The following is a 14,496-nucleotide window of genomic DNA, read 5'->3' on the forward strand; positions in this document are numbered from 1 at the left end:
TCACTTACTCTTCTTCCACTTGCACACAACGGCGGATATCATCCATTTCAAATCCTCTGCTCATAGCAAAACGGATCAACTTCCCATTCAACTCGAATTCATCTTTGGCGTGTATACTTTTACGTTTAGCAGCCATCAAATCTCCCAAAATAGCAAGATACTCTTCCTGATCAATGTCATTCAGGTATTTATAAGACACTTCACGAGATATCTTTTTCATGTAAAGTGCTTGAGCAATCTTCATTTTACCCCATTTGGCAAAACGAAACTTATCATTGACAAATGCCCTACAGTAACGTTCTTCATCTATAAACTTCTCAACCACAAGCCGATCAATAATCCGATTGACCGCTTCATAAGGCAAGCCCCACTTCTGTAGTTTTTCACTCACTTCAGCTTTACAATGCTCGGCTGCAGAGCAATAGCCAGCCATGCGGTTTAACGCATCTTCTTCTGTTATTATATTCATCGTTTAGCAGTTACAATTCGATCATTACCCGATATGTCTTTTATCAAACGAAGGTCTCTATATCCCTTTCCGCCAAGCATTTGCAAAACTTCTTCACCATACGCCCGATTTATCTCAAAATAGAGTTTACCATGCAGACTTAGCATCTCTCTCCCCAAAGAGGCAATACGCCGGTAAAATAATAAAGGATCATTATCCGGAACAAACAGAGCCAGACCGGGCTCCCAATCCAAGACGTTAGGTTCCATTTCATTTTTTTCGCTCTCTGTCACATAAGGAGGGTTACTTACAATAATATCATATCTTCTGTCTCCAGAAAACTCCGTAGAAAAGACATCCACTTTCTCAAAATTCACTTTAGTTTTCAGTTCCTGATTGTTTTGCCTGGCAATGGCAAGTGCATTTTCCGACACATCCCACGCCGTAACCTCCGCTCCAGGAATATGCTTAGACAAACTTATAGCAATACACCCACTTCCGGTTCCTATATCAAGCAGACGGACACCTGTAGCAGACTCTTTTACTATTAAATCCACCAGTTCTTCAGTTTCGGGACGAGGGATCAGGACTCCCGGAGCTACCCGGAACATGGATCCGTAGAAATTTGCCCTTCCCTGAATATACTGAATTGGCTCGTTTTTCTTCAACCGTTCAACAATGCTTTCTAAATCACGCTGTTCGTTTGCAGATAAAATTATATCTTTGCCCAAATAATAGTCAATAGCATCCTGCCCCAGCAGATCACAACAAATCATTTTTGTGAGGCTCCTGAGTTCTCCCGGTGGATAAATATGGTGTAAAGACTGGCGGATATAAGTGGTGACGCAGTTCATTCTCATTATTTTGGGGTGCAAAAATACAAATAATATAGCTATAAGCCTAAAAGATGGAAGAAGAAAAATACATGAGACGTTGCATCCAATTGGCAAGAAACGGTCTTTGCAACGTATCTCCCAACCCAATGGTGGGGGCCGTCATCGTATGTGATGAACAAATCATCGGCGAAGGTTATCATGTCCGTTGTGGAGAAGCCCATGCCGAAGTCAACGCTATCCGTTCTGTTAAAGACCCCTCTTTACTGAAACGCAGTACTATATACGTAAGCCTTGAGCCTTGTTCCCATCATGGAAAGACACCTCCCTGTGCTGACCTAATCATAGAAAAGCAAATTCCCAAAATCGTAATCGGTTGCCAGGACCCATTTTCCAAAGTTGCGGGTAAAGGCATCCAAAAATTACGGAATGCCGGACGTGAGGTCATAGTGGGAGTCCTGGAAAAGGAGTGCCGCGAACTTATACAGAAATTCATCACCTTCCACACCCTTCATCGCCCTTATATTGTTTTAAAATGGGCAGAATCGGATGATGGCTTCATCGACTTAGAGCGTACAGAAGGACATCCTGTGCTATTATCCACTCCCCTCACTTCCATGTTGGTACATAAAAAAAGAGCAGAATCGGATGCTATCATGGTAGGTACCCGAACAGCATTATTAGACGATCCGGCATTAACTGTACGTCACTGGTACGGGCATAACCCGGTACGCATAGCTCTGGACCGTAATCATTCGCTTCCTCAGACTTCACACCTTTTGGATGGTAGCGTGCCTACACTCATTTTTACGGAATGCCACCGCCCCGGTAAAAAGAATCTGGAATATATCCCCTTGGACTATCAAACAGATATTCTGCCACAAATACTGGCAACCCTCTATCAGCGTAATCTACAATCCTTGATGGTCGAAGGAGGCAAGATATTGCTGGAATCATTTATCTGCTCCGGAATATGGGATGAAATTATTATAGAAAGAAGCGACAAACGGCTTTATTCCGGTGTTAAAGCACCTGAAATAAGCGATAAAATTAGTTATTCAGAAGAAAAACATTTCGCTACAACCTTCAGGCATTACTTAAAGAGAAATACCTAAATTCGCAGCATTCAGGGAGTTTTATATCGACAAAATCGAGCAGATTATCTATAATTTTATATAAAACTTCCCTTCAATGTTCAATATAGAGAAAAATGTTCCTATTTTTGCAACTTGTAAATAAACACAATCTTTCAAATGAGAATAAAGTTTTTATCAGTAATTGTAAGTTTCTTCCTTGTATCGTTTGCCGTTACTTCGTGCCTTGACACTGAAGAAATTGAATACAGCCCGGATGCTACCATACATGCATTTGCACTTGATACCGTACATGGGGTAAACTATAAATTTACAATAGATCAATTTGGACCTGACGGAGTTGGACTTATTTATAACCAGGATTCACTGCCTGTGGGCTCCGATACAATTATTGACCGTATTCTTATAAAGACATTGACCACAGCGTCCGGAATAATCACGGCTAAAAACGCAGAGGGTCAAGACACCTTGTTTAATTACTCTGACTCTATTGACTTCAGGGGCACTATGGAAAAGCCCATGAGAATAAAGGTATGGGCCGCGGATATGCAATATACCAAAGAGTACACCATTTCAGTGCGCGTACACCGACAGGATCCGGACTCCATGAACTGGACTAAAATGACAGATAACTTTGCTAACTACAGTGGGTATCAGAAGTCCGTAATTCTGGGTGAAGACATTCTTGTGTATACATCAAACACTACTGCCTACAAATCATCAGGAGACGTAATCAACAAAGGAAGAAGTTGGACACAGGTATCTGTTACCGGGCTTCCGGAAAACATAAAACTCTCTTCCCTCATTGCCTTTGGTGAAAAATTGTATGCCACAAACGGTGAGAAAGTATATGTTTCTTCAGATGGGGCATCATGGAGTCTTGCAACCGATTTGAATAAAAACGGTAAAGTAGAGATGCTGATCGCTCCTTTTCCCAAGAATGAGGGCAATCTGCTGGATATCTCCGGAATTGCCGGTATTATTAATAATGGTAGTCAATCTACATTTGCGATAAGCAATCCTGAAGCAACCGCATGGAATATCAGTTTAGAAGAAGTCGGATCTGACTTCCCGCTGGATAATTTGTCAGCAACTTCTTATCTCAATGCTACAGGAATACAGACGATAGCTGTAATGGGCAATAATCGCAATGCAAGCGATACAACTTCGGTGGCCTGGAGTTCACAGGACGGTTTACTTTGGATTCCTTTAAAAACGTCATCGACCACTGCCTATTGTCCGAAGCTCGACAAACCGTCTTTCTTCTATTATGGCAACGCTTTCTGGGCATTCGGAGGAAAGTTCGAAACGATTTACACATCGGAAGCAGGACTTGCCTGGTATAAAGCCGATAAGAAAATCTTCTTACCGACTGAATTCAAAGACAGAGGAAACAACTACTCTACTGTAGTGGACAAAGATAACTTTATCTGGGTAATATGGAGTAACGGCGATGCCAACGAAGTATGGCGTGGACGACTTAATAAATTTGGTTTTGTCAGACAGAACAAATAATTAAAGAAATGTCCTATAAAGAACAAATAGATTTAAACCGGATACCTAAGCATGTAGCCATTATCATGGACGGTAACGGACGATGGGCCAAACAACGCGGACGCGAACGTAGTTTTGGACATCAGGCCGGAGCCGAAACTGTGCATATCATCACTGAAGAGGCAGCCAGGTTAGGAGTCAAATTCCTTACCTTATATACCTTTTCAACCGAAAACTGGAACCGGCCATCGGACGAAGTCGCTGCATTGATGAGCCTCCTATTCGACTCTATCGAAGAGGAAACATTTATGAAAAACAATATAAGTTTCCGTATCATCGGAGACATCAACAAACTACCCGAAAATGTACGGAAGCGCTTGAATGCCTGTGTCGAACGTACTTCCAAAAACACAGGAATGTGTCTGGTACTTGCCCTCAGTTATTCTGCCAGATGGGAAATAACCGAGGCCGCACGGCAGATTGCCACATTGGTTCAGAAAGGAGAAATGACTCCTGAAGAAATTACTTCGGAAAGCATCCAGACGCATCTGACAACCAATTTCATGCCCGATCCGGACCTCTTAATCCGTACAGGCGGAGAGATTCGTTTAAGCAACTATCTACTTTGGCAATGTGCTTATTCGGAGCTTTATTTTTGTGAAACCTTCTGGCCAGACTTTAAGGAAGAAGAATTGCACAAGGCTATCTGTGACTACCAGAGACGCGAACGCAGATTCGGAAAGACCAGCGAACAAATCAGTTAACTCAAAACTTAATTATAACATAAATGCATTATCGTATTTCCTTCATATTCGTAACGTTTATCAGCCTGTTTTGCTTTGCATTGCCGGGCGTAGCACAAGATGCTAACACTGACGAATCAAAACCCGTTATCATGTATTCCGGGACACCGAAAAAATATGAAATAGCCGACATCAAGGTCGAAGGTGTCAAGAACTACGAAGATTATGTTCTTATCGGACTGTCCGGACTTTCTGTAGGACAAACTATTACCGTACCGGGTGATGAGATCACGGGGGCAATCAAACGCTACTGGCGTCACGGTCTGTTCTCCAACGTGTCAATCACAGCCGAAAAGGTAGAAGGCAATAAAATCTGGCTAAAGATCAGTCTGACTCAACGTCCGCGCATTTCAGACATACGTTATCACGGTGTGAAAAAGTCGGAGCGTGAAGACCTACAGACCAAACTGGGTATGATAAAAGGCAGTCAAATCACCCCGAATCTGGTGGACCGTGCAAAGGTTTTAAGTAAACGCTATTTCGACGATAAAGGATTTAAGAATGCAGAAATAACCATCACTCAAAGAGATGATCCTGCAAATGAAAATCAAGTATTGGTCGACATAGATATCGATAAGAAAGAAAAGGTAAAAGTCCATGCCATTACTTTTGCCGGTAACCATGCTATCAAAACATCGAAACTGAAACGTGTGATGAAGAAAACAAACGAAAAGGGAAAACTGCTGAACTTGTTCCGCACCAAGAAGTTTGTTAATGAGAAGTATGAAGAGGACAAGCAACTGATTATTGATAAGTACAACGAACTGGGTTATCGCGATGCACGTATCGTGAAAGACAGCGTATCCAAATTTGACGATAAAACGGTAGATGTATACATTGAATTGGAGGAAGGCGATAAATACTACCTTCGCAACGTAACATGGGTGGGTAACACTCTTTATCCCTCAGAACAACTGAACTTTATGCTCCGCATGAAGAAAGGAGATGTATACAACCAGAAATTGCTGAATGAACGTTTGTCAACCGATGAAGACGCTATCGGTAACCTCTATTACAACAATGGTTATCTGTTCTACACGTTAGATCCGGTAGAAGTGAATATCGACAACGACTCTATCGACTTGGAGATGAGAATCTACGAAGGCCGGCAAGCCAGCATCAATAAGATCAAGATCAATGGTAATGACCGTTTGTACGAAAACGTTGTTCGCCGTGAACTCCGTACCCGCCCGGGCGAGTTGTTCAGCCGTGAGGACCTGATGCGTTCTATGCGTGAGATCCAACAAATGGGACACTTTGACCCGGAAAACATCAAACCGGATATTCAGCCGGACCAAGTGAACGGAACGGTAGATATTGCCTATGATCTGGTATCCAAAGCAAATGACCAGGTAGAGTTCTCTGCCGGTTGGGGACAGACGGGTGTTATCGGTAAATTAAGTTTGAAATTTACGAACTTCTCTTTGGCAAACCTATTGCACCCGGGAGAAAACTATCGTGGTATCCTGCCTCAGGGTGACGGACAGACACTGACCATCAGCGGACAGACCAATGCACAATACTATCAGCAGTATAGCATTTCGTTCTTTGATCCCTGGTTCGGAGGTAAACGTCCGAATTCATTCTCCCTGTCGGCATTCTTCTCAGTTCAGACTGATATCAGCAGCCGTTACTATAACTCAAGCTACTATAACAATTACTACAACAGTTATTACAGCGGCTTAGGCGGTTACGGTATGTACAATTATGGTAACTATAACAACTACGAAAACTATTATGACCCTGACAAGTCAATCAAAATGTGGGGTCTGTCAGCAGGTTGGGGAAAACGCTTGAACTGGCCGGATGACTACTTCCAGCTTTCAGCCGAGCTTTCTTATCAAAGATATATCTTGAAAGACTGGCAGTACTTCCCGGTAACTAACGGTAAATGTAACGACTTAAGCATCGGCTTGACATTGGCACGTGCTTCTTATGATAACCCGATTTATCCGCGTAGTGGTTCAGACTTCTCTCTGTCTGTACAGTTCACACCGCCTTACTCACTGTTCGACGGAGTAGACTACAGTAAATATAACGAGTACAACCAGAACGATATGAACAAAATGCACAAATGGGTAGAATACCATAAGTGGAAGTTCAAAGCAAAAACATATATTCCGTTGCTGAACCCGACAACCGTGAAAAAGACTCCGGTGCTGATGACACGTGTGGAATTCGGTATATTGGGCCACTACAACAAATATAAGAAATCTCCGTTCGGTACATTTGACGTCGGTGGTGACGGTATGACCGGATATTCAAGCTATGCAACCGAGAGTGTCGCCCTTCGTGGTTACGAAAACAGTTCGTTAACTCCGTACCGTGGACAGGAAGGATATGCCTACACTCGTATCGGATTTGAATTAAGATATCCGCTGATGCTGGAAACAAGTACCAATATTTATGCGTTAACATTCCTGGAAGCCGGTAATGCATGGCATGATGTGAAGAACTTCAATCCGTTCGACCTGAAACGTTCGGCCGGTGTAGGTGTCCGCATCTTCCTCCCGATGATCGGTATGATGGGTATCGACTGGGCATACGGTTTCGACAAAGTACTTGGCGACAAGAGCGCAGGCGGAAGCAGATTCCACTTCGTATTGGGTCAGGAATTCTAATTGTTTCATTAAAAACTAAGCGTTATGAAAAAGTCTGTTCTATTTATCATCTTGCTGTTTGCCGTAGGTATGACAGCTCAAGCACAAAAGTTTGCTCTGATCGATATGGAGTATATCCTGAAGAACATTCCGGCTTACGAACGTGCCAACGAACAATTGAACCAAGCCACCAAACAATGGCAGGGTGAAGTCGAAGTATTGGCAAAGGAAGCACAAACCATGTTTAAAGAATATCAAGCTGCATCTGCAAAGCTGACGGCTGCGCAGAAAACTCAAAAAGAAGATGCCATCGTAGAAAAAGAAAAGGCTGCCTCAGAGTTGAAACGGAAGTACTTTGGTCCCGAAGGCGAGCTTTTTAAGAAGAGAGAAGAACTGATGAAGCCCATTCAGGATGAAATATACAATGCAGTAAAAGTAGTAGCCGAAGAAAACGGCTACGCTGTAGTAGTGGACAGAGCCTCAGCTTCGAGCATTATTTTTGCCACTCCGCGCATTGATGTGAGCAATGAAGTGCTGGCGAAATTAGGATATTCAAATTAATTTCATACATTTGCAGCCGATAACTAAAAAGTAATCATTCAAATAAATAATAGAACTATGCTTAAAAAAATTGCACTTTTAATGATGCTGGTACTCCCGATGGGCGTATTCGCACAAAATCTTAAATTCGGTCACATCAATGCAATGGAAATTGTTTCGGCTATGCCGGAATACACCAAAGCACAATCTGAATTGCAGGCATTGAACAAACAACTCGGACAGGACCTTCAGAGAACTCAAGAAGAATTCAACAAAAAATATCAGGAGTTCATGCAGCAGAAAGACTCTCTTCCTACTGTGATTGCAGAAAGAAGACAAAAAGAGCTGGAAGACATGATGCAGAGACAAGAACAATTCCAGGCTAAGGCGCAACAGGATATGGAGAAAGCCAATAACGACCTGATGGCTCCGGTATACAAGAAGCTGGACGATGCTATCAAAGCAGTAGGCGCAGCAGAAGGTGTTATCTACATTTTCGACATGGCACGTACTCCGATACCTTACGTTAACGAAAATCAGAGCATCAACCTGACTCCGAAAGTAAAGACCCAATTGGGCATTAAATAAGAGTCGGAAGCTATAAAGTTACGAGCTACAAGCTACAAGTACTATGCGGAAAATACGCTACGACTTGTCACTTGTAGCTCGTAACATTTTAACCCATCTCCGTTATGAAACAATCCCTTTCCCAGAAACCCGGTCCTATCGGAGTATTCGACTCCGGATATGGCGGACTGACCATCCTGAGTAAAATCCGGGAGGCTCTTCCGGATTATGACTATATCTACCTGGGCGACAACGCCCGTACCCCTTACGGTACCCGTTCTTTTGAAATCGTATATGAATTTACCCTGCAGGCGGTTAACAAACTGTTTGAGATGGGTTGCCACTTAGTGATACTTGCCTGCAATACAGCTTCGGCCAAGGCATTAAGAACCATACAAATGAACAACCTTCCGGATATCGATCCCAGCCGAAGAGTCCTGGGAGTCATTCGTCCAACGGTAGAGTGCATCGGCAGCATAACCCAAACCCGCCATGTCGGAGTACTGGCCACAGCCGGCACCATCAAATCGGAATCGTATCCGCTCGAAATACATAAACTCTTTCCGGACATAAAAGTAAGTGGAGAAGCTTGCCCAATGTGGGTACCTCTGGTCGAAAACAACGAAGCCAATGGTGAGGGAACCGACTTTTTCATCCGTAAATACATCCACAACCTGCTTGCCAAAGACGGACAGATAGACACTATCATTTTGGGATGTACCCACTACCCGCTGCTGCTGCCCAAGATACAACAGTTCGTGCCCCAAAGTATGAAAGTGGTTGCACAGGGAGAATATGTAGCCGCCAGCCTGAAAGATTACCTCTACAGGCACCCCGAAATGGACCGGAAATGCACTCGGGGAGGCAGTTGCAGCTTTTGTACCACAGAAGCCGAAGATAAATTTATTGAATCGGCCTCAACATTCCTCAACCAAGACATTACGGTACAACGGATATCTTTGGAATAATCTATATGTAAAACAACATTATCCAGGTTCTTTTTGTTATATTTGTAGGAGATAACCACATAATATCCCTACCATTATGAAAGAAGATAAAGACACCCGCTTAGTAGAAGTCTTCACCGGTTCGCCTTGGGAAGCAGAGTTTACCAAAGGATTACTTGAAAGCAATGGAATAGAATCCATTCTGAAGGACGGAGGCGGCCTTGCGGCTCTGGCACCTTACTACATCGGACAGGAAATAGCTGTCCTCGTCAATGAAGACGATTACGAGCAGGCTATGGAAATAGTGAGAAACCGGGAAAAGGCGAACGAATAAATCACCAAACATTTTTTCTCCTCCCACGCAGACATGTCCGTCAGGCATACCCACGTGGGAGAGGTATGTACTACCGGCACCTAATCCCTCTCTTTAGGCACCCGGATGATAAGACCTTTCATTTAATGTACCCCTTAGGTTACATTTCGACAAAAATCCATATATTTGTGCTTTCAAATCGTTAGCATAATGAAAAAGGAGTTTACACGAATAGCTGTAAAGGTGGGAAGTAACGTACTTACCCGGCAAGACGGAACGCTGGACGTCACCCGGATGTCTGCCCTAACCGACCAGATAGCTGCCCTGCATAAAGCCGGAATGGAAATCATTCTTATCTCTTCGGGGGCTGTCGCCTCAGGACGAAGTGAAATACGCACCCTCAGGAAACTCGACAGCGTTGACCAACGCCAGTTATTTTCTGCTGTAGGACAAGCCAAACTCATCAACCGATATTACGAATTGTTCCGTGATCACGGCATCGCCGTAGGCCAGGTACTCACCACCAAAGAGAATTTCGGTACCCGCCGGCATTACCTCAACCAGAAAAATTGCATGACGGTAATGCTCGAGAACGGAGTCATCCCCATTGTCAACGAAAACGATACCATCTCCGTCACCGAACTGATGTTCACGGACAACGACGAATTATCGGGACTCATCGCCTCAATGATGGATGCGCAGGCTCTTATCATCCTAAGCAATATTGACGGCATATACAACGGTTCTCCTGCCGATCCGGCTTCATCCGTGATACGGGAAATAGGGCAAGGGAAAGACCTGACAAACTATATCCAGACCAGCAAATCGAGTTTTGGGAGGGGTGGTATGCTGACTAAAACCAACATTGCCCGCAAAGTGGCAGACGAAGGTATTACCGTAATCATTGCCAACGGCAAACGTGACAATATACTCATCAACCTGACGGAACATCCGGAAGAAACCATTTGCACCCGTTTCATCCCCGCCCCACAGCCGGTGTCGAGTATCAAGAAATGGATAGCCCACAGCGAAGGCTTCGCCAAAGGAGAGATACACATCAATGAACAAGCCTCCGAAGTTTTGAACTCGGACAAGGCAGTCAGCATCCTTCCCATCGGAATCACCCGCATCGAAGGGGAGTTTGAGAAAGATGACATCGTGCGGATCATCGATAACCGGGGCGTTCCCATAGGTGTGGGCAAAGCCAACTGTGACTCGACACAAGCACGGGACGCCATCGGAAAACATGGAAAAAAAGCAGTAGTCCATTATGACTACCTTTATATCGAATAAACGAATTGCGTATGAACCTGAATGATACATTTGCTGCCGTACAAGCAGCCAGCCGTCGTTTGGCATTATTGCCCGACGAACAAATAAACCGGATATTGAACGCCGTAGCGGATGCTGCTTTGGCACAAACGCCGTATATCCTTTCCGAAAACCGGAAAGACCTGGATCGGATGTCACCCGACAATCCGAAATACGACCGGCTGAAACTGACCGAAGAACGGTTGAAAGGAATTTCCTCCGACATACGGAACGTAGCGACACTCCCCTCACCGCTGGGCAGGATCCTGAAAGAAAGCATCCGGCCCAACGGAATGAAGCTGACAAAAGTAAGTGTGCCCTTCGGAGTTATCGGTATCATCTACGAAGCACGTCCTAACGTCAGTTTCGATGTCTTTTCGCTTTGCTTGAAAAGTGGTAACGCCTGTATTTTAAAAGGCGGTAGCGATGCCGACTTTTCGAATCGCGCCATCGTAGAAGTGATACATAATGTGCTCCGGCTGTTTGATGCAGACACCCACACCGTCGAGTTGCTGCCGGCTGACCGCGAAGCGACCAACGAACTTTTGCATGCCGCCGGATATGTAGATCTGCTTATTCCCCGCGGTAGCAGTAGCCTGATCAACTTCGTGCGACAGAATGCCACCATACCGGTGATAGAAACAGGTGCAGGCATCTGCCATACATATTTTGACGAATACGGAGACACTACTAAGGGAGCAGCCATCATTCACAACGCCAAAACACGCCGTGTCAGCGTCTGCAACGCACTCGATTGTGTGATCATTCATAAGAGCAGATTGTCCGACCTGCCTGCGCTATGCGAGAAGCTCAAAGCAAGCAATGTGACTATCTACGCTGATCCGTTGGCTTATCAGGCACTTGAAGGACATTATCCTGCCAAAGGATTGAAACCGGCTACACCCGAAAGTTTCGGAACAGAGTTCCTGGACTATAAAATGGCGATCAAGACAGTCTGTAGTTTTGAAGACGCACTCGGACATATTCAAGAGTACAGTTCCCGCCACAGCGAGAGCATCGTCACTGAAAATCGGGAACGCGCCGCCCTTTTTACCCGGATGGTAGATGCAGCATGTGTATATACCAATGTATCTACGGCGTTTACCGACGGAGCACAATTTGGGTTGGGAGCAGAGATCGGCATCAGTACACAGAAGTTGCACGCCCGTGGCCCGATGGGACTGGAAGAGATCACTTCCTACAAATGGATCATCGAAGGTGACGGACAAACGCGCCGATGATCTTTATTCAGGCGAAATCCGCAAAATAACCGGTTCAAAACTTGACTTTGCCCCCGGATTATGCTATCTTTGTAAATAGAATCATACATTACATTCTATTTAGAATGCGATAAAAGGGAGAGGCCGCTGCCTCCCCCTTTCTTTTTTTCAAAGGCTGCATTTCCGAAAGATAGAGCCGGTGTTTCCCCTCAACAGAGCCGGTATTCCGTGCCGGAAGAGCCGGTGTTCCGGCCCGAAGACGGTTGCTTCCGGAGACGGAGACGGCATCTTCACCTTATTATCGCGGTTAACATCCGGCATAACTCCTCCGCGCAAAATCCGAAAAGTATAAATAGTTTAATCCGGCAAGACCTCACGTTAAAGAAGTGTAAACTTGCTCTTGACAAAACAAAGGGCAAATATGCAAATTATTAATAATACGAAAACAAAACGCTTTGCTATTCCTTATAAAAAATATTATATTTGTAAATGAACCCTTAACCCATCCCATTATGAAGCAAACAGCCCATATATACTTGTTCTCCCTCCTCTTCCTTTTCTGCGCATGCAACAGAGAAAACAAAACAAATCCGCTACAGCCCGAAACGGTTGCTGTAGCAGATTCACTGGAACAAACACCTCCCGAAGAGAAGCCCAAGGCTATCTCAGCAGAGCAGATAGAGATTGTGAAAGACCTGCTCTACGACAAATATACCCTTGAAGATACTTACCCGTACAAAGATACCACCCGCAGTTTCCAGTGGGATAAGATCAAAGAACGTCTGGCTCTGCTCGAAAATATCCAGCAAGAACCCTCTCGATGGGGTATCCTGCAAAACTATAAGAATCGGAACGGTGAAGCCCCATTGGTGCGCCACTACAAACGGAATGCTTACAAACGCATTGCCGACACCCTGGGCATAGAGCGTTACCAGTCCGTTCCGCTCTATCTGCTCACCGATACACTGGTACCCGAACGTTATGGAGAAGACGGTTCGCTGGTACGTTTTCTGGCAGACGGAGAAAAGTTCGTTAAGGTATCTCCCATCTACATAGGCGAAGAGTGGTATGTACCCAAGAAATACGTCAAAGTACTCCCGGATACGACCCGTTTCACCAAAGCAATCATGATAGACCGGAGAGACCAGAACATAGCAACACTGGAACAAACCGGTGAGGCCCGATGGGCTGTACGCAGCATGAACCCCGCCACCACCGGACGACACCGCCCGCCGTATGCACAGGAAACCCCGTTAGGCATCTTCGTATTGCAGGAGAAAAAGGCACGTATGATATTCCTCAAAGACGGTTCTACCGCTACCGGAGGCTTTGCACCTTACGCAAGCCGGTTCTCGGACGGAGGATACATTCACGGAGTCCCGGTAAACGAGCCACGCAAAGCACTCATCGAGTACAGTCCGTCACTGGGCACCACCCCCCGTTCGCACATGTGTGTACGGAATGCCACCTCACATTCGAAGTTTATTTTCGACTGGGCACCTGTAAATGAGACAATTATTTTTGTTTTGGAATAGAAATCCGTATCTTTGCGCCGTTATTTTTCTCTGTTTCCTATGCAAAAAGTATTTCTATTTCTCCTGTTGTTTCTTCTTCCTTTGGCAGAAGCACCCAGCCGTGTACCGGTCAGTGAACCTGTATCCGTTGCCTCCACTCCCGAAACGGACGAAGTGGATCAACTGTTCGACGATATGCACCTGGATGGTATCGTAAGCTATACAGCCTTCCGTCAGGCAGTCACCGGCTACCGGAAAATCGAGCAGAAAAGCAAGTCTATCATGACGCTGATAGACTTTTCTAAACCATCTACCGAGAAGCGCCTCTATGTGCTCGATATGAAGAATAAGAAATTGCTTTATACCTCTGTCGTATCACATGGCAGAAACAGCGGAGAGAACTATGCAACTTCTTTCTCCAATAAAAACGGTTCATACAAAAGTTCACTTGGCTTTTACCTGACAGAAAATACATATCAGGGGCGCAACGGCTACTCTCTGGTACTGAACGGACTGGAAAAAGGAATTAATGACCAAGCCAAACAACGTGCCATCGTGATGCACGGCGCCGCTTATGCCAACCCTAACATAGCCGCTTCTGCCGGCCGCCTGGGACGAAGCCTGGGTTGTCCTGCCCTGCCGCAGACACTTGCCAAACCGATAATCGACACGATTAAAAAGGGCAGTGTGCTCTTTATCTATGCTAACAATAAGGATTATCTGGCCAACAGCACTTTCCTGTCCCCACGGCAAACGGAGTATCTTTCATGGGCACAGTCTGCCAATTGAAAATTTTATCATACCTTTGCGGA

Annotated in this window: 14 protein-coding genes; 12 read left to right on the forward strand and 2 right to left on the reverse strand. The window is 45.0% G+C overall.

Annotated features, from left to right (window positions below):
* Positions 1–4 precede the first annotated feature (4 nt).
* Together ISX59_RS06435 and prmC are read right to left on the reverse strand one after the other, a co-directional pair.
* Positions 5–469, reverse strand: a complete 465-nt coding sequence (locus ISX59_RS06435) for a regulatory protein RecX (RefSeq protein ID WP_005778936.1) — start codon at positions 467–469, stop codon at positions 5–7.
* A complete protein-coding gene (gene prmC, locus ISX59_RS06440) occupies positions 466–1,302 on the reverse strand; it encodes a peptide chain release factor N(5)-glutamine methyltransferase (RefSeq protein WP_022011450.1) in 837 nt (278 codons plus the stop codon). The genes ISX59_RS06435 and prmC overlap by 4 nt, the downstream gene beginning before the upstream one ends.
* 53 nt (positions 1,303–1,355) lie before the next feature.
* On the opposite strand from prmC, the gene ribD reads away from it, so the two are divergent.
* From ribD to ISX59_RS06500, 12 genes are all read left to right on the forward strand, one after another.
* Positions 1,356–2,396, forward strand: coding sequence for a bifunctional diaminohydroxyphosphoribosylaminopyrimidine deaminase/5-amino-6-(5-phosphoribosylamino)uracil reductase RibD (ribD, locus tag ISX59_RS06445; protein WP_032531762.1), 1,041 nt, complete (start codon positions 1,356–1,358; stop codon positions 2,394–2,396).
* 138 nt (positions 2,397–2,534) lie between these two features.
* On the forward strand, positions 2,535–3,890 hold the full coding sequence (locus ISX59_RS06450) for a DUF6242 domain-containing protein (RefSeq protein WP_032540309.1): 1,356 nt from the start codon (positions 2,535–2,537) through the stop codon (positions 3,888–3,890).
* A gap of 8 nt (positions 3,891–3,898) precedes the next feature.
* Positions 3,899–4,633, forward strand: a complete 735-nt coding sequence (locus ISX59_RS06455) for an isoprenyl transferase (protein ID WP_005778944.1) — start codon at positions 3,899–3,901, stop codon at positions 4,631–4,633.
* Between the two features lie 23 nt (positions 4,634–4,656).
* Complete coding sequence (gene bamA, locus ISX59_RS06460) at positions 4,657–7,293, forward strand: outer membrane protein assembly factor BamA (protein ID WP_032531764.1); 2,637 nt, start codon at positions 4,657–4,659, stop codon at positions 7,291–7,293.
* Between the two features lie 24 nt (positions 7,294–7,317).
* Positions 7,318–7,833, forward strand: a complete 516-nt coding sequence (locus tag ISX59_RS06465) for an OmpH family outer membrane protein (RefSeq protein ID WP_005778948.1) — start codon at positions 7,318–7,320, stop codon at positions 7,831–7,833.
* Between the two features lie 57 nt (positions 7,834–7,890).
* Positions 7,891–8,400: an OmpH family outer membrane protein gene (locus ISX59_RS06470; protein ID WP_005810775.1), complete on the forward strand. Its 510-nt coding sequence runs from the start codon at positions 7,891–7,893 to the stop codon at positions 8,398–8,400.
* 104 nt (positions 8,401–8,504) lie between these two features.
* A complete protein-coding gene (gene murI / locus ISX59_RS06475) occupies positions 8,505–9,347 on the forward strand; it encodes a glutamate racemase (protein ID WP_005778951.1) in 843 nt (280 codons plus the stop codon).
* A 76-nt stretch (positions 9,348–9,423) separates the two neighbouring features.
* Positions 9,424–9,660, forward strand: coding sequence for a DUF2007-related protein (locus ISX59_RS06480; RefSeq protein WP_005778954.1), 237 nt, complete (start codon positions 9,424–9,426; stop codon positions 9,658–9,660).
* A 189-nt stretch (positions 9,661–9,849) separates the two neighbouring features.
* On the forward strand, positions 9,850–10,932 hold the full coding sequence (gene proB / locus ISX59_RS06485; protein WP_005778957.1) for a glutamate 5-kinase: 1,083 nt from the start codon (positions 9,850–9,852) through the stop codon (positions 10,930–10,932).
* A gap of 11 nt (positions 10,933–10,943) precedes the next feature.
* Complete coding sequence (locus ISX59_RS06490; RefSeq protein WP_220575748.1) at positions 10,944–12,191, forward strand: glutamate-5-semialdehyde dehydrogenase; 1,248 nt, start codon at positions 10,944–10,946, stop codon at positions 12,189–12,191.
* A gap of 491 nt (positions 12,192–12,682) precedes the next feature.
* A complete protein-coding gene (locus tag ISX59_RS06495; protein WP_175636585.1) occupies positions 12,683–13,705 on the forward strand; it encodes a L,D-transpeptidase in 1,023 nt (340 codons plus the stop codon).
* A gap of 39 nt (positions 13,706–13,744) precedes the next feature.
* Positions 13,745–14,473: a murein L,D-transpeptidase catalytic domain family protein gene (locus ISX59_RS06500; RefSeq protein ID WP_175636586.1), complete on the forward strand. Its 729-nt coding sequence runs from the start codon at positions 13,745–13,747 to the stop codon at positions 14,471–14,473.
* Positions 14,474–14,496: the final 23 nt, after the last annotated feature.

Origin of the sequence: Bacteroides sp. FSHCM14E1, from assembly GCF_019633785.1 — a bacterium.
In the GTDB taxonomy this organism is placed as follows: domain Bacteria; phylum Bacteroidota; class Bacteroidia; order Bacteroidales; family Bacteroidaceae; genus Bacteroides; species Bacteroides hominis.

Bases quoted from the DNA above. Each gene is read 5' to 3' on its own strand.
- prmC (WP_022011450.1), bottom strand. From the start codon at position 1,302: ATGAACTGCGTCACCACTTATATCCGCCAGTCTTTACACCATATTTAT.
- ISX59_RS06465 (WP_005778948.1), top strand. From the start codon at position 7,318: ATGAAAAAGTCTGTTCTATTTATCATCTTGCTGTTTGCCGTAGGTATG.
- murI (WP_005778951.1), top strand. From the start codon at position 8,505: ATGAAACAATCCCTTTCCCAGAAACCCGGTCCTATCGGAGTATTCGAC.
- ISX59_RS06500 (WP_175636586.1), top strand. From the start codon at position 13,745: ATGCAAAAAGTATTTCTATTTCTCCTGTTGTTTCTTCTTCCTTTGGCA.
- ISX59_RS06455 (WP_005778944.1), top strand. From the start codon at position 3,899: ATGTCCTATAAAGAACAAATAGATTTAAACCGGATACCTAAGCATGTA.
- proB (WP_005778957.1), top strand. From the start codon at position 9,850: ATGAAAAAGGAGTTTACACGAATAGCTGTAAAGGTGGGAAGTAACGTA.
- ISX59_RS06450 (WP_032540309.1), top strand. From the start codon at position 2,535: ATGAGAATAAAGTTTTTATCAGTAATTGTAAGTTTCTTCCTTGTATCG.
- ISX59_RS06435 (WP_005778936.1), bottom strand. From the start codon at position 469: ATGAATATAATAACAGAAGAAGATGCGTTAAACCGCATGGCTGGCTAT.
- bamA (WP_032531764.1), top strand. From the start codon at position 4,657: ATGCATTATCGTATTTCCTTCATATTCGTAACGTTTATCAGCCTGTTT.
- ribD (WP_032531762.1), top strand. From the start codon at position 1,356: ATGGAAGAAGAAAAATACATGAGACGTTGCATCCAATTGGCAAGAAAC.
- ISX59_RS06470 (WP_005810775.1), top strand. From the start codon at position 7,891: ATGCTTAAAAAAATTGCACTTTTAATGATGCTGGTACTCCCGATGGGC.
- ISX59_RS06495 (WP_175636585.1), top strand. From the start codon at position 12,683: ATGAAGCAAACAGCCCATATATACTTGTTCTCCCTCCTCTTCCTTTTC.
- ISX59_RS06480 (WP_005778954.1), top strand. From the start codon at position 9,424: ATGAAAGAAGATAAAGACACCCGCTTAGTAGAAGTCTTCACCGGTTCG.
- ISX59_RS06490 (WP_220575748.1), top strand. From the start codon at position 10,944: ATGAACCTGAATGATACATTTGCTGCCGTACAAGCAGCCAGCCGTCGT.